Annotated in this window: 17 protein-coding genes; 7 read left to right on the forward strand and 10 right to left on the reverse strand. The window is 70.3% G+C overall.

The genetic code is table 11. The annotated features are described in order from the left end of the window. Window positions 1–3: 3 nt before the first annotated feature. The gene (locus VMS22_19385) at window positions 4–546 is read right to left on the reverse strand and encodes a hypothetical protein (protein HXJ36201.1); all 543 of its coding nucleotides are present in this window, start codon (window positions 544–546) and stop codon (window positions 4–6) included. 164 nt (window positions 547–710) lie between these two features. Here VMS22_19385 and VMS22_19390 point away from each other — a divergent pair, with 164 nt between their 5' ends. The 3 genes from VMS22_19390 to VMS22_19400 all read left to right on the forward strand — a co-directional run bounded on the left by VMS22_19390 (window position 711) and on the right by VMS22_19400 (window position 4,114). Then, window positions 711–2,255: a hypothetical protein gene (locus VMS22_19390; protein HXJ36202.1), complete on the forward strand. Its 1,545-nt coding sequence runs from the start codon at window positions 711–713 to the stop codon at window positions 2,253–2,255. 89 nt (window positions 2,256–2,344) lie between these two features. Beyond that, window positions 2,345–3,637 (forward strand): acetyl-CoA hydrolase/transferase C-terminal domain-containing protein, encoded by a 1,293-nt coding sequence (locus VMS22_19395; protein HXJ36203.1) that lies wholly within the window; start codon window positions 2,345–2,347, stop codon window positions 3,635–3,637. A gap of 189 nt (window positions 3,638–3,826) precedes the next feature. Continuing rightward, complete coding sequence (locus VMS22_19400; protein ID HXJ36204.1) at window positions 3,827–4,114, forward strand: hypothetical protein; 288 nt, start codon at window positions 3,827–3,829, stop codon at window positions 4,112–4,114. 126 nt (window positions 4,115–4,240) lie between these two features. On the opposite strand, the gene VMS22_19405 is transcribed toward VMS22_19400, so the two are convergent. Further along, entirely contained in the window at window positions 4,241–5,314 is a 1,074-nt protein-coding gene (locus tag VMS22_19405; GenBank protein ID HXJ36205.1) for a phosphotransferase family protein, read from the reverse strand. A 94-nt stretch (window positions 5,315–5,408) separates the two neighbouring features. Here VMS22_19405 and VMS22_19410 point away from each other — a divergent pair, with 94 nt between their 5' ends. Further along, a complete protein-coding gene (locus VMS22_19410; GenBank protein ID HXJ36206.1) occupies window positions 5,409–6,572 on the forward strand; it encodes a cytochrome P450 in 1,164 nt (387 codons plus the stop codon). Window positions 6,573–6,578: 6 nt separating this feature from the next. On the opposite strand, the gene VMS22_19415 is transcribed toward VMS22_19410, so the two are convergent. Further along, window positions 6,579–8,321: a hypothetical protein gene (locus VMS22_19415; GenBank protein HXJ36207.1), complete on the reverse strand. Its 1,743-nt coding sequence runs from the start codon at window positions 8,319–8,321 to the stop codon at window positions 6,579–6,581. Between the two features lie 130 nt (window positions 8,322–8,451). On the opposite strand from VMS22_19415, the gene VMS22_19420 reads away from it, so the two are divergent. Beyond that, window positions 8,452–10,203 carry a hypothetical protein gene (locus VMS22_19420; protein HXJ36208.1) on the forward strand — a complete coding sequence of 584 codons (1,752 nt, stop codon included), beginning with the start codon at window positions 8,452–8,454 and terminating at the stop codon, window positions 10,201–10,203. A gap of 9 nt (window positions 10,204–10,212) precedes the next feature. On the opposite strand, the gene VMS22_19425 is transcribed toward VMS22_19420, so the two are convergent. From VMS22_19425 to VMS22_19445, 5 genes are read right to left on the reverse strand one after another with little or no spacing between them, the layout of a single operon-like run. Next, window positions 10,213–10,839, reverse strand: a complete 627-nt coding sequence (locus VMS22_19425; protein ID HXJ36209.1) for a hypothetical protein — start codon at window positions 10,837–10,839, stop codon at window positions 10,213–10,215. 4 nt (window positions 10,840–10,843) lie between these two features. Next, on the reverse strand, window positions 10,844–11,449 hold the full coding sequence (locus VMS22_19430; GenBank protein HXJ36210.1) for a hypothetical protein: 606 nt from the start codon (window positions 11,447–11,449) through the stop codon (window positions 10,844–10,846). 11 nt (window positions 11,450–11,460) lie between these two features. Next, complete coding sequence (locus tag VMS22_19435) at window positions 11,461–12,459, reverse strand: lysyl oxidase family protein (GenBank protein ID HXJ36211.1); 999 nt, start codon at window positions 12,457–12,459, stop codon at window positions 11,461–11,463. Between the two features lie 2 nt (window positions 12,460–12,461). Next, a complete protein-coding gene (locus tag VMS22_19440) occupies window positions 12,462–13,274 on the reverse strand; it encodes an SDR family NAD(P)-dependent oxidoreductase (protein HXJ36212.1) in 813 nt (270 codons plus the stop codon). Between the two features lie 15 nt (window positions 13,275–13,289). Continuing rightward, window positions 13,290–14,084, reverse strand: a complete 795-nt coding sequence (locus VMS22_19445; GenBank protein ID HXJ36213.1) for a ferritin-like domain-containing protein — start codon at window positions 14,082–14,084, stop codon at window positions 13,290–13,292. 143 nt (window positions 14,085–14,227) lie between these two features. On the opposite strand from VMS22_19445, the gene VMS22_19450 reads away from it, so the two are divergent. Beyond that, on the forward strand, window positions 14,228–14,965 hold the full coding sequence (locus tag VMS22_19450) for a carboxypeptidase regulatory-like domain-containing protein (GenBank protein ID HXJ36214.1): 738 nt from the start codon (window positions 14,228–14,230) through the stop codon (window positions 14,963–14,965). Between the two features lie 60 nt (window positions 14,966–15,025). Continuing rightward, on the forward strand, window positions 15,026–15,787 hold the full coding sequence (locus VMS22_19455) for a urate hydroxylase PuuD (protein ID HXJ36215.1): 762 nt from the start codon (window positions 15,026–15,028) through the stop codon (window positions 15,785–15,787). Window positions 15,788–15,907: 120 nt separating this feature from the next. Here the strand turns inward: VMS22_19455 and VMS22_19460 are convergent, their stop codons facing one another. Together VMS22_19460 and VMS22_19465 are read right to left on the reverse strand one after the other, a co-directional pair. Next, on the reverse strand, window positions 15,908–16,615 hold the full coding sequence (locus VMS22_19460; GenBank protein HXJ36216.1) for a hypothetical protein: 708 nt from the start codon (window positions 16,613–16,615) through the stop codon (window positions 15,908–15,910). Then, complete coding sequence (locus VMS22_19465) at window positions 16,612–16,995, reverse strand: PaaI family thioesterase (GenBank protein HXJ36217.1); 384 nt, start codon at window positions 16,993–16,995, stop codon at window positions 16,612–16,614. Before VMS22_19465 ends, VMS22_19460 begins: the two co-directional genes overlap by 4 nt. Window positions 16,996–16,999: the final 4 nt, after the last annotated feature.

Raw genomic sequence — 16,999 nt, forward strand, 5'->3', positions numbered from 1 at the left:
GCGCTACTTGTGCACTTCGACGCTCCCGAGCAGGGCGTCGAAGCCGGGCTTCGCCGCCTTCACCGTGGCGTCGGGCCCGACCAGGCGGAAGAACCACGGCCCTTCGTCTCCTTCGACGACGGCGGCGAGCAAGCGATAGCCGGACTTCGTCGCGGCTGGTGAGCCCGGCGCGGGCATCCCCTTGTACGCGCCGGCCAGGTCGAGCTCGGTCACCTTGAGGCCGTTGATCGTCTTGATGGTGACGACGCCCTTGTCCTTCGACGCCGAGCCGTCGGGTTGGGTCATCTGACCGTACCACCGATCGAGGTTGTCCTGCGCGCTGCCGCCCTGTCCCTTGCCGAAGAAGAAGAGGACGACCTCGGCGTCCTCGCCGTCGCCCTCGACCTTCGGAACGCGGAACTGCGCGGCGCGCATGTCCGACGGCGCCGGTACGCGAACCCACTCCGAAGGATGGGAGAAGCGAAGAGCGCCGGCCTGGGTCCGCACGGGATCGGCGAACGCGACGGGCGCCACGAGGAACGCAAGGGTGACCAGGAGTACGCGCATGCGCGCTCCGTAGACCGCCGGGGGCGAGAGCGTCAACCGGTGCCCGCCCCGTCGGGATTCCGACACGGCGGCGAACTGGCGCGCCTGCCCGGTCGCGGTGTTGCACCGGGCATGTCGCTTGCTCTCCGCGCCACTGCCGACAACTCGTCGAAAGGGAGAAATCCATGCGCATTGGCCGAATCGTCGTCACCGCAGCCTTCGGGCTGCTGCTCGCAGCCCGCGGCGCCGTCGCCGAGGATCGCCCCTGCGCCGAGCAGTGCGGCGTCCAAGCCGAGCAGGCGTTCCAGACGTGCATCGAGCAGGGCGGCTCGGACGAGGACTGCAAGGCCGCTGCGGCCCAGACCTTCCAGACCTGCGTCGACACGAACTGCCAGACCCCGCCTGCCGGCGACTGCCAGTCGAAGTGCGAGGAGAGCGCGACCGGCGTGCAGAACAAGTGCCTCGCGAACTGTGACGCGGGCGACGCCTGCGCCGACATCTGCCAGCACGCGCACGACGAGGCCCTCACCCGCTGCGTGAGCGATCTCTGCGACGGCACCGAAGGCTGTCAGGACGCGCCCGACAAGTGCTGTCACGCCGACTGCCAGACCTTCGCCCACGGCGTGTTCACCGATTGCATCGCGACCGAGGGCGAGGCGGCGAAGGAGCTGTGCTCCGCGCGCGCCGACGAGGCGCTCAAGCAGTGCACGGTCGACCACTGCAACGACCAGCCCGAGGTGCCCTGCGAGGATCGCTGCAACGGCAAGGCGGAGAAGGCGGGCCAGGCCTGCCTCGACAACGGCGGCACGGAGGACGCGTGCGCCATGCTGAAGGCGACCGTGAAGCAGCAATGCATCGACGAGAATTGCTCCGACCCCGGCCCGAGCTGTGAGGAGACCTGCCAGCAGAACGCCGAGGCCGGCTTCCAGGAGTGCGTCGCCGGCGGCGGCACCGAGAACGACTGTGCCGCGGCGGCCCAGACCGCGAAGGATCAGTGCATCGCCAACCAGTGCAACGCCGACGATTGCCCGGCGCGCTGCGCCGAGGCCGTCGCCAAGGTGGTCGCGGCCTGCGTCGACGCCGGTTTCGACCAGGACTTCTGCGACGCTCTGGGTGAGGAAGCCCAGCGCCACTGCGTCGAGGAGCATTGCTCGGACGAGAGCCCCGATGCCTCGTGCAAGGAGCGCTGCGCCGACCACGCGCGGCACGACCTGCGCCGCTGCATCGAGGACGGCGGCGTCGAGGCCGACTGCAAGGCCGCGGCGCAGACCGAGTTCGACGGCTGCGTGCAGCTCCACTGCAACCCGCAGGCGGCGTGCGCGAACCGCTGCCAGAAGAAGGCCGACCGCGTGAAGCGCAAGTGCCTCGCGAGCGACAAGACCGAGGACGAGTGCACGACGCTCGCGGGCGAGGTGAACGACGCCTGCATGGCCGATCACTGCGCGCCGGAGCCGCCCGATACGTGCGACTCGAACTGCGAGGCGCATGCGAACGAGGTCGAGAAGACCTGCCTCGCGGCGGGCAACTCGGCCGACGACTGCACCGCGGCCAAGCAGGGCGTGCTCGACCAGTGCACGACCGATTGCGCCGCCCCGGACCAGACCTGCACCGAGGTGTGCGAGGGCGTCGCGCAGGACAAGCACGACAAGGTCTTCGAGCGCACGAACAGCGAGCCCCGAGCGACCGTCAAGGGGCAGCGGACCTACCGCCGCTGCGAGAAGCACTGCTGACCGTCGCTTCCTGACGAGCACTTCGAAGGGCCGGCGCCGCCACGGTGCCGGCCCTTTCTCGTTCGTGCGCAAGCTGCCATAGGGGGCGCGTGGGAGCGAAGGGCCGAGAGGTCAGCGTCGCCGAGGCCGCCGCACTCGTCCAGCCGCGCGACGAGGTCATGTGCGGGTTCGTCAGCGGGCAGCCGCAGGGCATCCTCGATGCGCTCGGCGCGCGCACCGATCTCGAGGACGTGGTGATCGAGACGGGCATCCTCTCGGCGCCGTACACGTTCCTGCAGAACCCGAAGGTGCGCGTCATGTCCGGTTTCTTCGGCCCGATCGAGCGCATGGCGCGGGCGGCCGGCGGCCGCGTCGAGTTCCTCCCCGGCGACTTCCACGGGCTCGAGCGCCTTGCCCTCGTCCACAAGCCCCGCGTCGTCCTGGCCGTCACCTCGCCGCCCGACGCGGAGGGCTGGCTCAGCTTCGGCACGCACGCGGGCGCGTCGTACCGTCCGTTTCTCGATGCCGCAAGCGATCCGGAGCGGCTCGCGATCGCGGAGGTGAATCCGCACATGCCGCGCGTGCGCGGTCTTCCGGAGCTCGGCGACCACCGGATCCACGTGTCCCAGGTGGACGCGTGGGCCCGGCACGAGGCCGAGCTGTTCGCGCTTCCCGACGAGCCGGCGTCACCCGAGGACGTCGCGATCGCGCGGCACGTGGCCGACCTGATCGAGAACGGCTCGACCCTTCAGTTCGGGATCGGGGCCATCCCGAACCAGATCGCCCAGATCCTGTCCGCGGGCCCGCTCGGCGACTTCGGCGTCCACACCGAGATGTTCTCGGACGGCGTCATGCACCTCCACGACGCCGACAAGGTGACGAACCGCAAAGGCCTCTACGACGGCGTCTCGGTCGCGACCTTCGCACTCGGCAGCGCCGCGCTCTACCGCTGGCTCGACGGCAACCCGATCGTGCGCATGCTGCCGGTCTCGGCCACCAACGAGCCGGCCCTCCTCCGCAAGCTGCGGAGGCTCGTCAGCGTCAACGGCTGCCTCAGCGTCGATCTCTTCGGGCAGGCGGCGGCCGACCACGTCGGCGGCCGCCAGTACTCGGGGATCGGCGGGCACGAGTCGTTCGTCGTCGGCGCCAGCGAGGCGCCGGGCGGAAAGAGCCTCCTCTGCCTCAAGTCGACGGCGACCGTCGGGGGACGGCGAGTGTCGACCATCGTCCCGCAGCTTCCCCCGGGCACGCTCGTCACGACGGCCCGGCACCACCTCCAGTGGGTCGTGACGGAGCACGGCGCCGTCGACGTCTCGTTCGCGGGCGACCGGATGCGCGCCGAGGCCCTGATCGGCGTCGCCCATCCCGATTTTCGCGACGAGCTGCGGGCCGCCCTGCGCTGACCCGAACCTCGCACGACGCACGGCGGGCGCGGGGCGATGCGACGCCGGTGCGCCGCCTGCGGGCGCCGGGCGCCACCGGTGTGCCACTCCTGGCGCTCGCCACGGCCACCGGCGCGGAGAAATCCAGGCCGCCACGGCGGCAGAGGGCTTGCTACCGTTGCACACCCCAACGGGGCACGGGAGGCCAGCGTGGAGCGCAACATCGTCGACGAGGAGCTGCCGCGCACGATCGCGACGCAGTTCGAGCTGTTCGCCGGGCGGCTCATGGAAGCCTGGATCCTCGCCGGCCAGGTGTCGGTCTCGTCGGGCGACCTCAAGATGGCCGCCGAGTTCCTGCGCCTGGCGGGCTGGAGCGTCGAGGAGACGGCCGGCCTCATGGTGAGGCTCCGCGGGCGCGACGGACGCACGCGCGAGCTGACGCGCGAGGACACGATCCTGTTCGCAGTACGAACGCTCGCCGGGAGGACACAGCCGTGACCACCTTCCTCATCTGGGCCTTCGGCTACACCACCGGGTTCGCGCTCGGCGTCTGGGCGCGCGAGCGGTGGGGCTGCACCACGTTCGTCCCGGCGCCGCGCCCGCGTCGCTGAGCGGCGATCGCCCTCAGGGGTGCCGGGTCATGTGGTCGTGCGCGAGCCCGATCATGCCCTCGGCGACGACCTCGCCGCCCGCCATGCGCGCGTCCTGCGTATGGCCCTGCAGGTAACGGAAGTAGAGCTGCTGGACGACGGCCGCCATCTTGAAGAGGCCGAACACGTAGTAGTACGGCATGGTCGAGACGTCGCGGCGGCTGCGTTCGGCGTAACGTGCGATCGCTTCGGCGCGCGTCATGAATCCCGGCGCGCGTGACGGCATGGGCGACAGGAACTCGAACGTCTCGCCCTGCTCGTACCAGGAGGCGAGGAGCGTCCCGAGGTCCGTGAAGGGGTCGCCCACCGTACACATGTCCCAGTCGTAGACGGCGACGCAGCGACCCGGATCGTCCGCGGCGACGGCCATGTTGTCCAGGCGCCAGTCGTTGTGGACGAGCGTCGGCGGGGGCGACGGCGGCATGTGGCTGACGAGCCACGCCATCACCTCGTCGGCGGTTTTCAGCTCCTTCGTCTTGGCGCGGTTCCAGCGATCGCTCCAGCCCTTCACCTGACGCTGCAGGTAGCCCTCGGGCTTGCCGAGGCCCATCAATCCCGCGGCCTCGGCGTCGACGGCGTGGAAGTCGGCCAGGGTGTCGATGATCACCTGCGAGAGCTTGCGGTTCTGGCTGGCGTCCTTGCCGCCCCCGAATTCCGGAGGCACGTCACGGCGGACGACGACGCCCTCTCGCCGCTCCATGACGAAGAACGTCGCGCCGAGGACGCTCTTGTCCTCGCAATAGAGGAACGCGCGGGGCGCGAGCGGGAACTGCTCGTAGAGCACCGAGAGCACGCGGTACTCGCGCCCCATGTCGTGCGCGCCGGCCGCGACGTCGCCGTGCGGGCCGCGGCGGAGCACGTAGCGCGCTGCCGGGTAGCGGACGAGGTACGTGAGGTTCGCGTGTCCGCCGGGAAACTGCCAGATCTCGGGCGTGCCTGTGGCGCCGGGAATGCGGCCGTCGAGGTAGCGACCGACGGCGACCGCGTCGAGCTCCTCGCCCGGCCGCGGCGCGACGACGTCCGGATCGGGTGGCGCGCTCGTGGTCACCGGGGTTCGCTAACAGGGCGCGCGGCGGCCCGTCAACCAGCGCGCCCATTTTCGGCTGGTAATCGGGCGAATGTTCGATTACACCCGACGCATCATGGACACCGGCATCGATTTCGACCCGCAGATGATCTTCGATCATCCGGATCCCTACCCCATGTTCGCGATGATGCGTGCGAACACGCCCGTGCTGCGGATCGAATTCATGGGTCGCGTCGCCGTCTCCGTCAGCAAGTACGACGACTGCGTCGCCGTCCTGAAGGACCACGAGACGTTCTCCTCGAAGTCGAACTTCGAGGTCGGCAAGGTGATGGGCCGGACGCTCATCGAGATGGACGGCAAGGAGCACACGCGCCACCGCATGCTCGTGCAGCAGGTGTTCGCGCCGAAGAACCTGGAGCGGCTCGAGCCGGTCTTCGAGAAGATGGTCCACGAAATCATCGACGGCTTCGCCACGCGGCCGGCGGCCGAGCTGGTCGCCGACTTCACGGACCGCTTTCCGGTGCAGGTGATGGCCCACATGGTCGGCATCCCGCGCAAGGATTATCCGCAGTTCCAGTCCTGGGCGCTCGACATCATCGGGTTCCCGAAGGACCTGCAGAAGGGCCTCGCGGCGGCCGAGGCGCTCCGCCAGTACCTCCTCCCCGTCATCGCCGAGCGCCGTGCGCACCCGGCGGACGACGTCATCTCGAAGCTCGTGACCGGCACCGTCGACGGCGAGGGCCTCACGAGCGACGAGGTGGTGAACTTCCTGCGCCTCCTGATCCCGGCCGGCGCCGAGACGACGTTCAAGCTGCTCGGCAACCTCTTCGTCGCGCTCCTCTCGGATCGCGAGGCGCGCTACGAGCGCGTGCGCGCCGATCGCTCGCTCGTGCCGTGGGCCATCGAGGAGACGCTGCGTTGGGAGACGTCGGTGCTGATGACGTCGCGCCAGGCGACGCGCGACGTCGAGATGCGCGGCGTCGAGATCCCGGCCGGGATGAACGTCTCGGTGATGAACGCCTCGGGCAACCGCGACGAGGAGCACTACCCGAATCCCGACCTCTACGACCTCGACCGTCGCGCCGACGACCACCTCGGCTTCGGCTTCGGTCGCCACCATTGCCTCGGCTACCACCTGGCGCGCATGGAGGTCCGCATCGCGCTCAACGCGATCCTCGACCGCCTGCCGAAGCTCCGGCTCGATCCCGCTGCGCCGCCGCCGCAGATCCTGGGGCTCGCCTTCCGCGCCCCGAAGCGCGTCGACGCGCGCATCGACTGAGCGGCGCTACGCCGCAGCCGCGAGGGTCGCGAGCTCGCTCACGAGCGATTGCACCTGCACCGCCAGCGCGCCGCGCTGATCGGACGCGATGTTTCGCTGGGCGGCCTTGGACGCAAGCTGCCTCCCGAGCCGGCGCACGTTCGCCAACCCCTTCTTCAGCTTGCGGCGCAGCGACTTGCCGGTCCGGCCCTCCGCGGCTTCGAGCTGTGAGCCGGCGCGAGCCGAGGTCGCATCGAGCCGCGTTCGGAGCTTGCCGGCGGGCGCGGCCGCATCGATGGCCGTCGCGAGGATGCCGAGGCGACAGCGCACGCCCCCGAGCGACGGCGCGGCGGGGCACTCGGCGCCGGGGAGCGTCGTCGTCGTGGTCGTGAACGGCGCCAGCAGGACCTTGGCGACGAAGCCCTCCGAGCTCGAGCCTGACGATGCCAGGCCCGTCACGACGACCGAGCCTGCATCTGCAGTGAGCCGCGCGCCACCGGGAAACGACTCGTCACCGTATTCGAGCCGAACGAGTCCGTTCGTACCGAACGAGGGATCGAGGTTGCCGTCGACGTCGAGACGCAGCACGATCGCGCGTGTCGCTCCGCCCTCGTCGGTGCGACCGTACGCAACGACCTTGCCGTCGGGCTGCACGACCACCTGGGCGAGGATGGATTGCGTCGAACCGACGCCCGGCTGAATGCGACGGATCCCGCCCATGCCGAAGGTCGTGTCGAGCAGCCCGCCTGGCGTGAGGCGCATCAGGAGCAACGCCGGGTGGTTGTCGCCGTCGGTGCCGACTCCGCCCACGTAGATCTCGCGCTCGGGTCCCTCGGCGACGGTCGTTCCCTGTGAATAGCGGTTCGAAGCAGCCGGATCGCCCGCTTGGGCGCGAAAATAGCCGGTTCCGCCGCCGAACGTCGTGTCGAGCGAGCCGGACTCCGTGAACCTGACGACGAGGACCTCCTGCGCTCCATTCGTCGCGAGCGTCGTGCCGACGACGAGGACGCCCGCGGCCGTCACAAGGCACCCGAGCCCGTACGATCCCGTATCGGTGGTCTCCGAGAACCCGTTCACGTACGAGCCTTGCATTGGAACGTTCCCGAAGCCGGTATCGAGCGTACCCGCGGGAAGCACCTTCGAGAGACCGAGCTTGCGATCGGTGCCGGTCATCGTGTCGATCGTCGATGCAACATAGGTGGCTCCGTCCGGACCGACCGCGGCGCGCTCGGCATTCGTCGTCTGACCGACGCCTGCGGGCTGAGGCCGGATGCTGCCGCCGTTGCCGAAGCCGACGTCGACCATGCCATCCGGATCGAACGCGCCGACCAGCGCGGCGCCGCGGGCGTCCGACGCGGTGGCCCCACCGCCGATCAGCCAGCCGGCGCCGGCCGGTCGCGGGCCGATCGCGGTTGCACGCGAACCCGGCGCGAACGTTCCCGATCCGAGACCCATCTGCACGACCGTCGAGCCCTTGGTCCCGAACGACGGGTCGACCGCCCCGCTGGCGGTGAGTCGCACGAGCGCAACCGCACCGCGGCCCGTGTCGTCCGTCGAGTTGCCGGCGACGAGGAGGCGCCCCTGGTCGTCGAACGCGATGCCGACGAAGAAGGTCGTGTGCGGCACGGTGTGCGAAACGTCGAGCATCACGGGCTGTCCGCCGTTGAAGGTCGGGTCGAGCTCACCAGGCTGCTCGGCGAAGGTCGCGCCGCGCACGAGCAGTGCGCACCCGGCGAGAAGGATGACGCGCATGCGGGCGCCCGAGGCCATGCGCGTCCCTAGCCCACGTTCCGGTCGCCGGGCAACGGCGTTCGCGGGAGTGCGGCCTCGAGGACCGCAACGGCTCGAGCTCCAGGGGCGCGACCTTGACCGTTTCCGGCGATTCCCCCAAGACGGCCCCATGGTCGCCGCAAGGATCCTCCTCGGGTGCGCAGTGCTGGTCTCGACCCTCGCGGGCCGCGGCCTCGCGGACCCCGGCGATCTCGATCCGACCTTCAACGGCGGCCACCTCGTGCTGCTCGACCTCTCGAAGACCGGCGACACCGGGACGGGTCTCGCCGCGGCACAGATCGACGGAAGCGGGCGCGTCGTGGTGGGGGGCTTCGCTCTGGACGACAGCGGGATCACGGCGGCCGCGCTCGCGCGGCTGCTTCCCGACGGGACGCTCGATCAGAGCTTCGGCGATGGCGGCAAGCGCGTCATCCAGGCGGGCCAGGGCGGCGGAACCGTCTTCTCGATGCTTCAGTCGCTGATCCCCCGCGCCGGCGGTGGTTGGGCAGCTACCGGAGGTGCCAGCGCATCCGACGGCAGGCAGGCCGCGCTCGTTCTCGCAGTCGACGACACCGGCGCTCTCGACCTCAACTTCGGGACCGGCGGGAGCACCCGCGCCCAGCTCGCGGGCGCCGGTCCCGCGTACACGCTGGCGTTCGCCGGCGGAGGACGCGGGGCCGCGGACACGGGCGGCAACTTGTTCCTGGCGCAGCCGATCGCGCTGGATCCGATGGACCAGACCGACGTCCACCTGGCGGTCGCACGGTTCACGCCCGGTGGCGTGCTCGGAGGATTCGCCACGGGCGGCGTCTACACGAACGAGTTCTCCCAGGTCGCCGCCAACACGACCTACGCAATCGCGGCGCTACCGACGCCGGATGGCATCCTCGCCGTCGGGTCGACGTTGGACGCAACCGGGCGGTCGGCGTTTCTCCTCGTGCGGTTGACGCTCGGGGGCGCGCTCGACCCGACCTTCGGCGGCGGCGCCGGCTATCGGATCCAGCAGGTGAGCGACCCGAGCGCGGGCGGACCATACTCGAACGCCACGGCGGTGGCGCTCGGCCCCGGAGGGGTCATCTACGTGGGCGGCACCGCCAGCGACGCCGACAGCCACGGCGCGCTCGCCGTCGCACGATTCACCGCGACCGGTATGCTCGACACGACCTTCCACGGGGGCGGCATGGCCCGGGTGCAAACCGGGACTGCCGATCCCGGCGGTACGCCCGCGTCGTTCCTCGGCGACGTCGCGGTCCAGTCCGACGGGAGCATCCTCCTCGTCGGATCGAGCGGCTCGACGACCTACACCGAGATGGTGGTCGTCCGCCTCACGTCGAACGGCGACCTCGATCCGTCATTCGGCGCCGGCGGCATCGTGCGCTTCCAGCCCTCGACCGTCTCCGAGCCCGAGACCTTCGGCTCCGGCGCGAGGATCGCCCCGGACGGCAACACGCTGATCGCGACCGGCCAGATGCGGCAGGCGGCCGGCGGGCGCGGCATCGTCGCGCGCATCCAGCTCACGGTGACCACGACGACGACCACCCTGCCGGACACCTGCTCGCCGCCGGGATCGCTCGCGGCGGCGCTGTGCGCGCTGCAGCAGCTGGCGGCCGCGGTGGACGCGGGTGCTCCCGCGGGCCGACTGCAGGATCGTCTCGCCGCGTCCATAGCGAAATGCACCGCTCGCGCGACCGCGAGCGGCGATCAGACCGGGCGCGCGCGCAAGAAGAGCCTCAAGCGCGCGCTGACGGCGCTCAGGCGCTTCCAAGGTCAGCTGCGGACGAAGAAGGCGCAGGCGGCCATTGCCGCGGACACGCGCACCGCGCTCGCCGATCAGGCGGCGCAGATCGCGACGATCCTCACCACGCTACGCGCCGGGGGCTGAGTCGCACGCTCACGGGCCGTTCCAGACCATTGCGAGGCTCGTGAACCGGTCGGTGGCCCACACGGTGAGCGTGCCCCCGGTGTCCTGATACACGCGCACACGGATGGAGTCGCCGGCGTCGAGGCGTGCGACCGCCGACAGCGACTGGCTGCCGAACTGGCCGTCCTGGTAGGGCGAATTCACCGCCGCCAGCGTCTGCCTGAGCGTCGGCGTCCGCTGCTCGATGGTCACGAACGTACGCGCGGCGGGGCCGACGCTCCCGAGCGTCACCCGGTTCCACTCGACGGACGCCGAGATGGTGTAGACGCCGGGCCGGGACGCGACGAGCGCGGTGTTGGAGATCGCCGGCTTGAAGAACCCGTCGGTATCGAAGACCGCCTCGTTGAACGGAACGTCGACCACCGTGTTGTAGGGCACGCTGACGTCGATGGTGGTGATCACGCGCGCCCCGACGGCCGGCTGTGGCGTCACGGGGAGCGTGGTGGGCGTGACGTCGATGGCCGTCTCCTTCGGCTTGCACGCCTCGCGCGCGACCACGGCGCCCTTCTTCTTGGCGCACAGGACGATCGCGCGCGCAGGATCGGGCAGCGCAGCGACGGTGACGAGCGCGAGCAGCAGACCAGTGGCGCAGCGCATCGGACTAGGGCTCCTTGCCGGGCGCGACGGCGGTGCCCGGCGTCGCGAAGGCGTGTCCCGCATCGTCCATGACGAGAATGGGTCCGAAGCTCTGCGTGCCGAGCGTGACCGACCCGAACTCGGAGAGGATCGGGACGTCGGCGCACTGCTTGGGGAGGCACTGCACGGGGTAGAGCGTGCCCTTGCACTTGCCGTTCTTGCACGCGAGCGTGCCGCCGAGGCTCGCGAAGTTCGGGACCTGGATGTTGCGGAGCTCGCAGTTGCCGTTGGGATCGTCACCGAAGGTGGTCTTGAACCACACCGAGACGGGCAGCGAGCCGTTGAACGCGGCGCCGTCCTTCGTGACGCCGGTCATGCGCACGTCGCCCGCGGGCGCCTCGGTCGGATCCTGGCCGTTCGACTTGGGACAGACGGGCACGGGCTCCTTCGCGGACTTGAAGACCGCGAAGCCGGTCGCGAAGCGGAACGATGCTGAGCACGGCCCGGGCGGCGCCGGCGGCACGTTGAAGCAGCTCGCCTGCACGAGCGTCACGCGGCTCGGCGCGGGGAGCTTGGCCGCGACCGCGACGCCTGCCGACGCCAGCAGCACGAGCGAGAGTGCGAAGCGCATGGGACACCTCCTCACGGGACGATGCGGAACCGGTGGCTCGAGCCGTCGCCGCGCTGGAGGGCCTTGGTCCACGCGGAGACCTTGATCACCGCCTGGGTCGTCGTCGCGTCCGCGGGGACGGTCCAGACGAGCTTGCGGTTCGCGGCGAGCTGACCCGTGGCCAGGAGATCGGGGAACGTCGCGCCGCCGTCGCGCGAGAGCCACACGTCGTAGGCGGCGAGCGCGTCGAGGCCGCCCGCCACGCGCACCTTCCACGCGACCTTGAACGGGCGGCCCACCTTCGCCTTCTTCTTGGCGCGCACCTTCACGACCGGAACCGGCGCGTCGGCCGCCGGACCGATCGTCACCCGCACCATGCCGGCGTCGTTCGTGTAGTCCGACTCCGGCAGGAGCTGCTGCGTGTTGAGCAGGACCCACAGGTCGTAGTCGCCGGCCGGCACGTCGGTCACGTCGATCCACTGGCACGGCAGGTCGCTCGGGTAGAGGTCGCCCCAGCCCGGCTGCACGCCCTGATAGCCGCAGTTGTACTTGCAGACGCCGCTGATGCAGAGCCCGCTGCCGTTGCAGTCCGGGTCGGCGTTGCAGGTCTGCGATTGCGGGAAGTCGGGATCCGGCTGCGTGTCCTCGACGCAGAACGACCGCTTCTGGCCGTTCGCGACCACCGTCGTCCCGCCGCGCTCGCGCAGCTCGTACTTCGCGAAGCTCTCGAAGTGGTAGTGCATGTGGCACGCGCTGTAGACGAACCGCGGATCCGAGTCGCTCGGCGTGCCGAGGAAGACGTCGGCCGTCCCGCGATTCAGCGCCAGCACGCTGAAGCGCAGCAGGCGGCGCGTCCCGGGGCCGGAGACGCAGAGATCCGAGGGCTGCAGCTCGCACGCGGTCGTCTTGAACGATCCCAGCTCCTCGCGCGCGTTCTGCGCCAGCGTCGGGATGTGGAGCACGAGGTCGGGAAGATCCTGGGCGCGGGCCGCGCCGGCGAGCGCGAGAAGCACGATGAGGGTCGTCCGCATGGTCAGCTCGTCAGGTCCGGCAGCACCGGCAGGCGGAGCCGGGCGATCATGCTCCGGTGCCAAGCGGGGAACAGGGTGCGCAGCACGTAGGCGAGGTTCACGTAGCGCGGCACCGTCACCTCGTGCGCGCCGCGCGCGAGTGCCCGCAGGACCTCGCGCGTGAACGCGGGCGGCTCGATGAACGTGCGCTGCACCCGCTCGGGCATCCGCGCGAGCACGTCGGGCGTGAACATCTCCGTGCGCACCAGGGCGGGATACACCGTCATCACGTGAATGCCGAGGGGCGCCAGCTCGAAGGCGATCGCCTCCGAGAGCCCCGTCACCGCGAACTTGGTCGCGGAATAGGCGGATTCGTCGGGCTGCCCGAGCTTCCCGGCGACCGACGACAGGTTCACGATCCAGCCCTCGTGCCGCGCCCGCATCGCCGGCAGCACGGCTTTGATGGTGTAGACGGTGCCGAGATAGTTCGTGCGCATCATGCGCTCGATGTCGGCGACGTCGTGGTCCTTGAACAGCGCGTGGCGGACGTAGCCCGCGTTGTTCACGAGGAGGTCGACGCGCCCGAAGCGCTCGAGGACGCGGGCGATGGCGGCATCGACCGAGGCGCGGTCGGCGACGTCGCACACGACCGGGATCGCGGTGACGCCGCCGCGGCCGATCTCCTCGGCGAGCGTCTGGAGCCGATCCTCGCGGCGCGCGAGGAGCGCCGTGTGCGCGCCACGGGCGGCCAGGTCGCGGGCGAGCTGTGCGCCGATGCCGCTCGAGGCCCCCGTCACCACGGCGACCCGATCGCGAAAGTCGGCGAGCCCCGCCATGGGGTGCCGTCGGATCTAGGCGCGGCCGCCGGGCGCGAACTTCAGCGCCAGGCCGACCAGCGACGGTACGATCTTCGGGCGCAGCAGCCGAGGATCGTAGTGCGCGAGCCGGCGCTCGTTCTCCTGCATGCACGTGCGCGCGAGCCCCACCAGGGTCACGTCGGCGCCGATCTCGTCGGGAACCTGCATCGTGAAATCGTCGGGCGCGTCCACGTCGCGGAGCTGGAGCGCCGTCTTGATGCGTCCCATCGCCTGGAACGCCACACCCGCGATGCGACGGAAGAGGAACCAGGGTCGCCGTACGAGCGACAGCTCGTGCCCGCGGTGCGCCGCCCAGTTGGAGAAGAAGAGGATGTGCCGAGCCTCCTCCTCCATGACGCCGTCGAACAGCTTCACGAGCCCCGGGGCGAAGAACCCGGTGTCCGACGCGACCTTGAAGAGCCCGAAAGCGAAGAACGAGTCGAAGCACTCGCCGTACCCCATGCGCAGGAAGCCCCACTCGGGATCGCGCGGCTGCTCGGCGGCGTCGTCGGGGTACGGAATCTCGTAGTGGTTGAGGAGATGCTCGAGCAGGAGCGCGTGACGCTCCTCCTCGTAGGCCTGCATCCCGATCGCCTCGCGCAGCTCGGGATCGCGCTCGACGTTCGCCATGGCCCGCACGCGCGCGGCCGCGGTCCGCTCGCTACCGATCGCCTCGCCCCAGAACGGAAGGCTCCGCAGGCGTGCGACGCTGGCCTCGTCGAGATCCGGCCACCGGAGCTCGTTCGGCTCGTACGCGTGATGCGTCGCGACGAACTCGCGGCAGAACACCCGCTTGTGTTCGTCACTGCCAACCCTCAACTGCGGCATTCGGTGGCGTCTCGTCTAGCAGCCGAGCCGCCGCCGGGCAACTTGCTAGTACGTCGCCGCGCGTCTCGTTGACGCAACGCCGGGTCTCTCGTAAGCGTCCCGGAATGCGCCGCCGCTGGATCGCTCTCGCCGTCGTGCTCGCCGCGTGCGGCGGCGAGGCGCCACCACCTGCGCGGACGCCGACGCCGCTCGACCACGCGACGACCGGCGTCATCACCGGCGTCGTCGGCTTCGAGGGCGCCGTCCCCCCGATGACGGAGATCCGCTTCGGCAGCTTCGCCGAATGCGCGCAGCAGCACACGGGTCCCGTCTTTTCGGGCGATGCCGTGGTGACCGACGGCAAGGTCGAGAACGCCTTCGTCTATCTGAAGGACGGCCTCGGCGATCGTGTGTTCGCGGTGCCCTCGACCCCGGTGGAGATCGACCAGAGGGGTTGCCTGTACGCGCCGCGGGTCGCCGGCGCGCAGGTGGACCAGACGATCAAATTCGTGAACGGCGACCCGCTCCTCCACAACGTCCACGGCACGCCGAAGGACTCCGCGGGCTGGAACGTGAGCCTCGCCCGCAAGGGGGCCGCGCGCGAGATCCGGATCGACAAGCCCGAGGTCATGGTGAGCGTGCGGTGCGATCTGCACCCGTGGATGCAGGGCTGGCTCGGCGTCCTCGACCATCCCTATTTCGCCGTGACGGGCAGGGACGGCGCCTTCACCCTCAGGGACGTCCCCCCGGGCGACTACACCCTGGCCGTCTGGCACGAGCGCTTCGGCACCGCCGAGACGCGCGTCTCGGTGCCGCCGAAGGGGACGGCCACGGCGAGCTTCGCCTTGACCGCCAAGAAGTGACCGCGCGTTGACGACGCGCGCGCTCGCTTGCTACGTAGCGACGCAAGGGGGTCCCAACCGATGGATGTAATGGAACTGCTGCAGGCGCTCTTTCGCTGGATCCACATCGTCGCCGGCATCACGTGGATCGGGCTCCTGTACTTCCTCAACTTCGTGAACGGCCCCTTCGAGGGCACCCTCGACGGCGGCGCAAAGAAGACGGTCGTCCCGCAGCTCCGCCCGCGGGTGTTCTACTGGTTCCGCTGGGGGGCCGCCTGGACCTGGATCACGGGTGTCCTGCTCCTCCTGCTCGTCTTCTATCACGGGCAGATCGTGTACGACGCCGGCGGGTCGTGGAACCTGCTCGGCATCATCATGGTCGCGGTCACGTTCCTCGCGTTCGTCGTCTACGACCCGATCGCGAAGATGGACTTCGCGAAAAACAACAAGCAGATGGCCGGCGTCGGCTTCGCGCTCGTCGTGCTGGTCGTGCTGGGCTACCACCAGGCCGGCTTCGGGTATCGCGCCTACGTGATCCACCTGGGCGCCCTGTTCGGCACCATCATGGCGGCCAACGTGTGGATGCGGATCTGGCCCTCGCAGCAGAAGATCATCACCGCCATTCGCGACGGTCAGGCGCCGGACGCGGCCCTCGTCGCCCTGGCGGGACAGCGCTCGCGCCACAACACGTACATGTCGGTCGCGCTCGTGTGGACGATGATCAACTCGCACACGACGGTGCCGTTCGCGTCGAGCTTCGTCTGGCTGCTCGTCATGGTCGCCATCGCTTGGAGCGGGACCATGCTGCTGTACAAGAAGGCCGCGGCGGTGAAGGGCTTCTAGGGGCGCGGCGGGCGGCGGGTCGGAGAGGCGAGATCGGGGGCAGGGCTTCGGCTTCGGCTCCGCCCTGCCCCCGACCTCGCCTTGCACACCGGCAGCCGCGGCGCCTTCGGCGCGCGGACACTAGCAGTCGGGCAGCGTGGTCGGGGCGCTGAAGGCGCTGGCGGGGATGACTTCGCTTAGGGGGCAGATGCGGACGGCTTGCTCGGTCGCCAGGGAGTGGCCTTCGAGCTCGTAGCGGGTGCGGTGGGGGAGGCGGAAGGATTGGACGGTCCGGAAGTCGTCGTAGGTGGCGACCAGGATGCCTTTGGCGAAGGGGGAGAAGTCGGCGGGGCCCTCGACGCGTACTGCGAGGGCGGCGGCGTCGAAGTAGACGGCGTAGCGGTCGCCGGTGTCGGGGAAGACGACGGCGATGCCGGCGGCGGTCCCGGGTTGCAGCATCGGTGAAGCGATGTCGGCGACCTGGACGCCGGGCAGGAGGAGGATGTCCAGGTTCGCGACGGCGGCGAAGCGCGCTTGCGAGCGCAGCGGCGCCGTCGGCGACCCGTCCTCGGAGACGAGCGCGTCGCCGATGAAGGCCCGCACGACGCGGCCGTCGAAGAGGTAGTGGTCCGGTTGATCGGCCGTGGTGAGCGACCACGCGTAGCGATCGGGAATGGAGAAGATCGTCTGCCAGCGCCAGGCCCCTGGAAAGCCGCGCTCGACGTCGACGTCGACCACGCGCACGACGGCGGGCAAGGGCCCGCCGCGTGCCTCGATCGCGCGCGCGAGGAGCGACGGCCGGTGCGCGCAGGCAGCCAGAGCGACGAGGACGAGGAGCGCCGGCTTCACGACTCCCGACGCCGCACGCCGAACGTCCCCACCGCCTTCGCGATGAGCTTGCCGCTGGCGTCGCACACCTCGCCGTCGGCGATCGCGACCGTCCGCGTGAGGCTCACCACGCGCGTCCTGGCGACGAGCCGCCGCTCGCCGGTGAACGAGGCGTAGCTGACCGAGAGATGATGCGTCGCGACGCGATCGGCCGGGCTCGAGAGGCGGCTCACGATCGCGACCGCGAGCGCCGTGTCGAAGAACATCGAGATGGCGCCGCCGTGCACGGCGCCGAACGGGCTCATCGCCCAGTCGGGGACGTCCATCTCGAGCGTCGCCTCGCCGTCGTTGACGGACGCGACGCATAGCCCGAAGGCCTTCCAGAACTCCGGTGTGTCCATCGAC

This window comes from Candidatus Eisenbacteria bacterium, assembly GCA_035577985.1.
Classification (GTDB): domain Bacteria; phylum Desulfobacterota; class Binatia; order DP-6; family DP-6; genus DATJZY01.

What these genes read in the sequence shown, in the direction of transcription:
- VMS22_19385 (HXJ36201.1), bottom strand. Translation starts at nt 546, where the DNA reads ATGCGCGTACTCCTGGTCACCCTTGCGTTCCTCGTGGCGCCCGTCGCG.
- VMS22_19390 (HXJ36202.1), top strand. Translation starts at nt 711, where the DNA reads ATGCGCATTGGCCGAATCGTCGTCACCGCAGCCTTCGGGCTGCTGCTC.
- VMS22_19410 (HXJ36206.1), top strand. Translation starts at nt 5,409, where the DNA reads ATGGACACCGGCATCGATTTCGACCCGCAGATGATCTTCGATCATCCG.
- VMS22_19415 (HXJ36207.1), bottom strand. Translation starts at nt 8,321, where the DNA reads ATGGCCTCGGGCGCCCGCATGCGCGTCATCCTTCTCGCCGGGTGCGCA.
- VMS22_19420 (HXJ36208.1), top strand. Translation starts at nt 8,452, where the DNA reads ATGGTCGCCGCAAGGATCCTCCTCGGGTGCGCAGTGCTGGTCTCGACC.
- VMS22_19425 (HXJ36209.1), bottom strand. Translation starts at nt 10,839, where the DNA reads ATGCGCTGCGCCACTGGTCTGCTGCTCGCGCTCGTCACCGTCGCTGCG.
- VMS22_19430 (HXJ36210.1), bottom strand. Translation starts at nt 11,449, where the DNA reads ATGCGCTTCGCACTCTCGCTCGTGCTGCTGGCGTCGGCAGGCGTCGCG.
- VMS22_19435 (HXJ36211.1), bottom strand. Translation starts at nt 12,459, where the DNA reads ATGCGGACGACCCTCATCGTGCTTCTCGCGCTCGCCGGCGCGGCCCGC.
- VMS22_19440 (HXJ36212.1), bottom strand. Translation starts at nt 13,274, where the DNA reads ATGGCGGGGCTCGCCGACTTTCGCGATCGGGTCGCCGTGGTGACGGGG.
- VMS22_19450 (HXJ36214.1), top strand. Translation starts at nt 14,228, where the DNA reads ATGCGCCGCCGCTGGATCGCTCTCGCCGTCGTGCTCGCCGCGTGCGGC.
- VMS22_19455 (HXJ36215.1), top strand. Translation starts at nt 15,026, where the DNA reads ATGGATGTAATGGAACTGCTGCAGGCGCTCTTTCGCTGGATCCACATC.
- VMS22_19465 (HXJ36217.1), bottom strand. Translation starts at nt 16,995, where the DNA reads ATGGACACACCGGAGTTCTGGAAGGCCTTCGGGCTATGCGTCGCGTCC.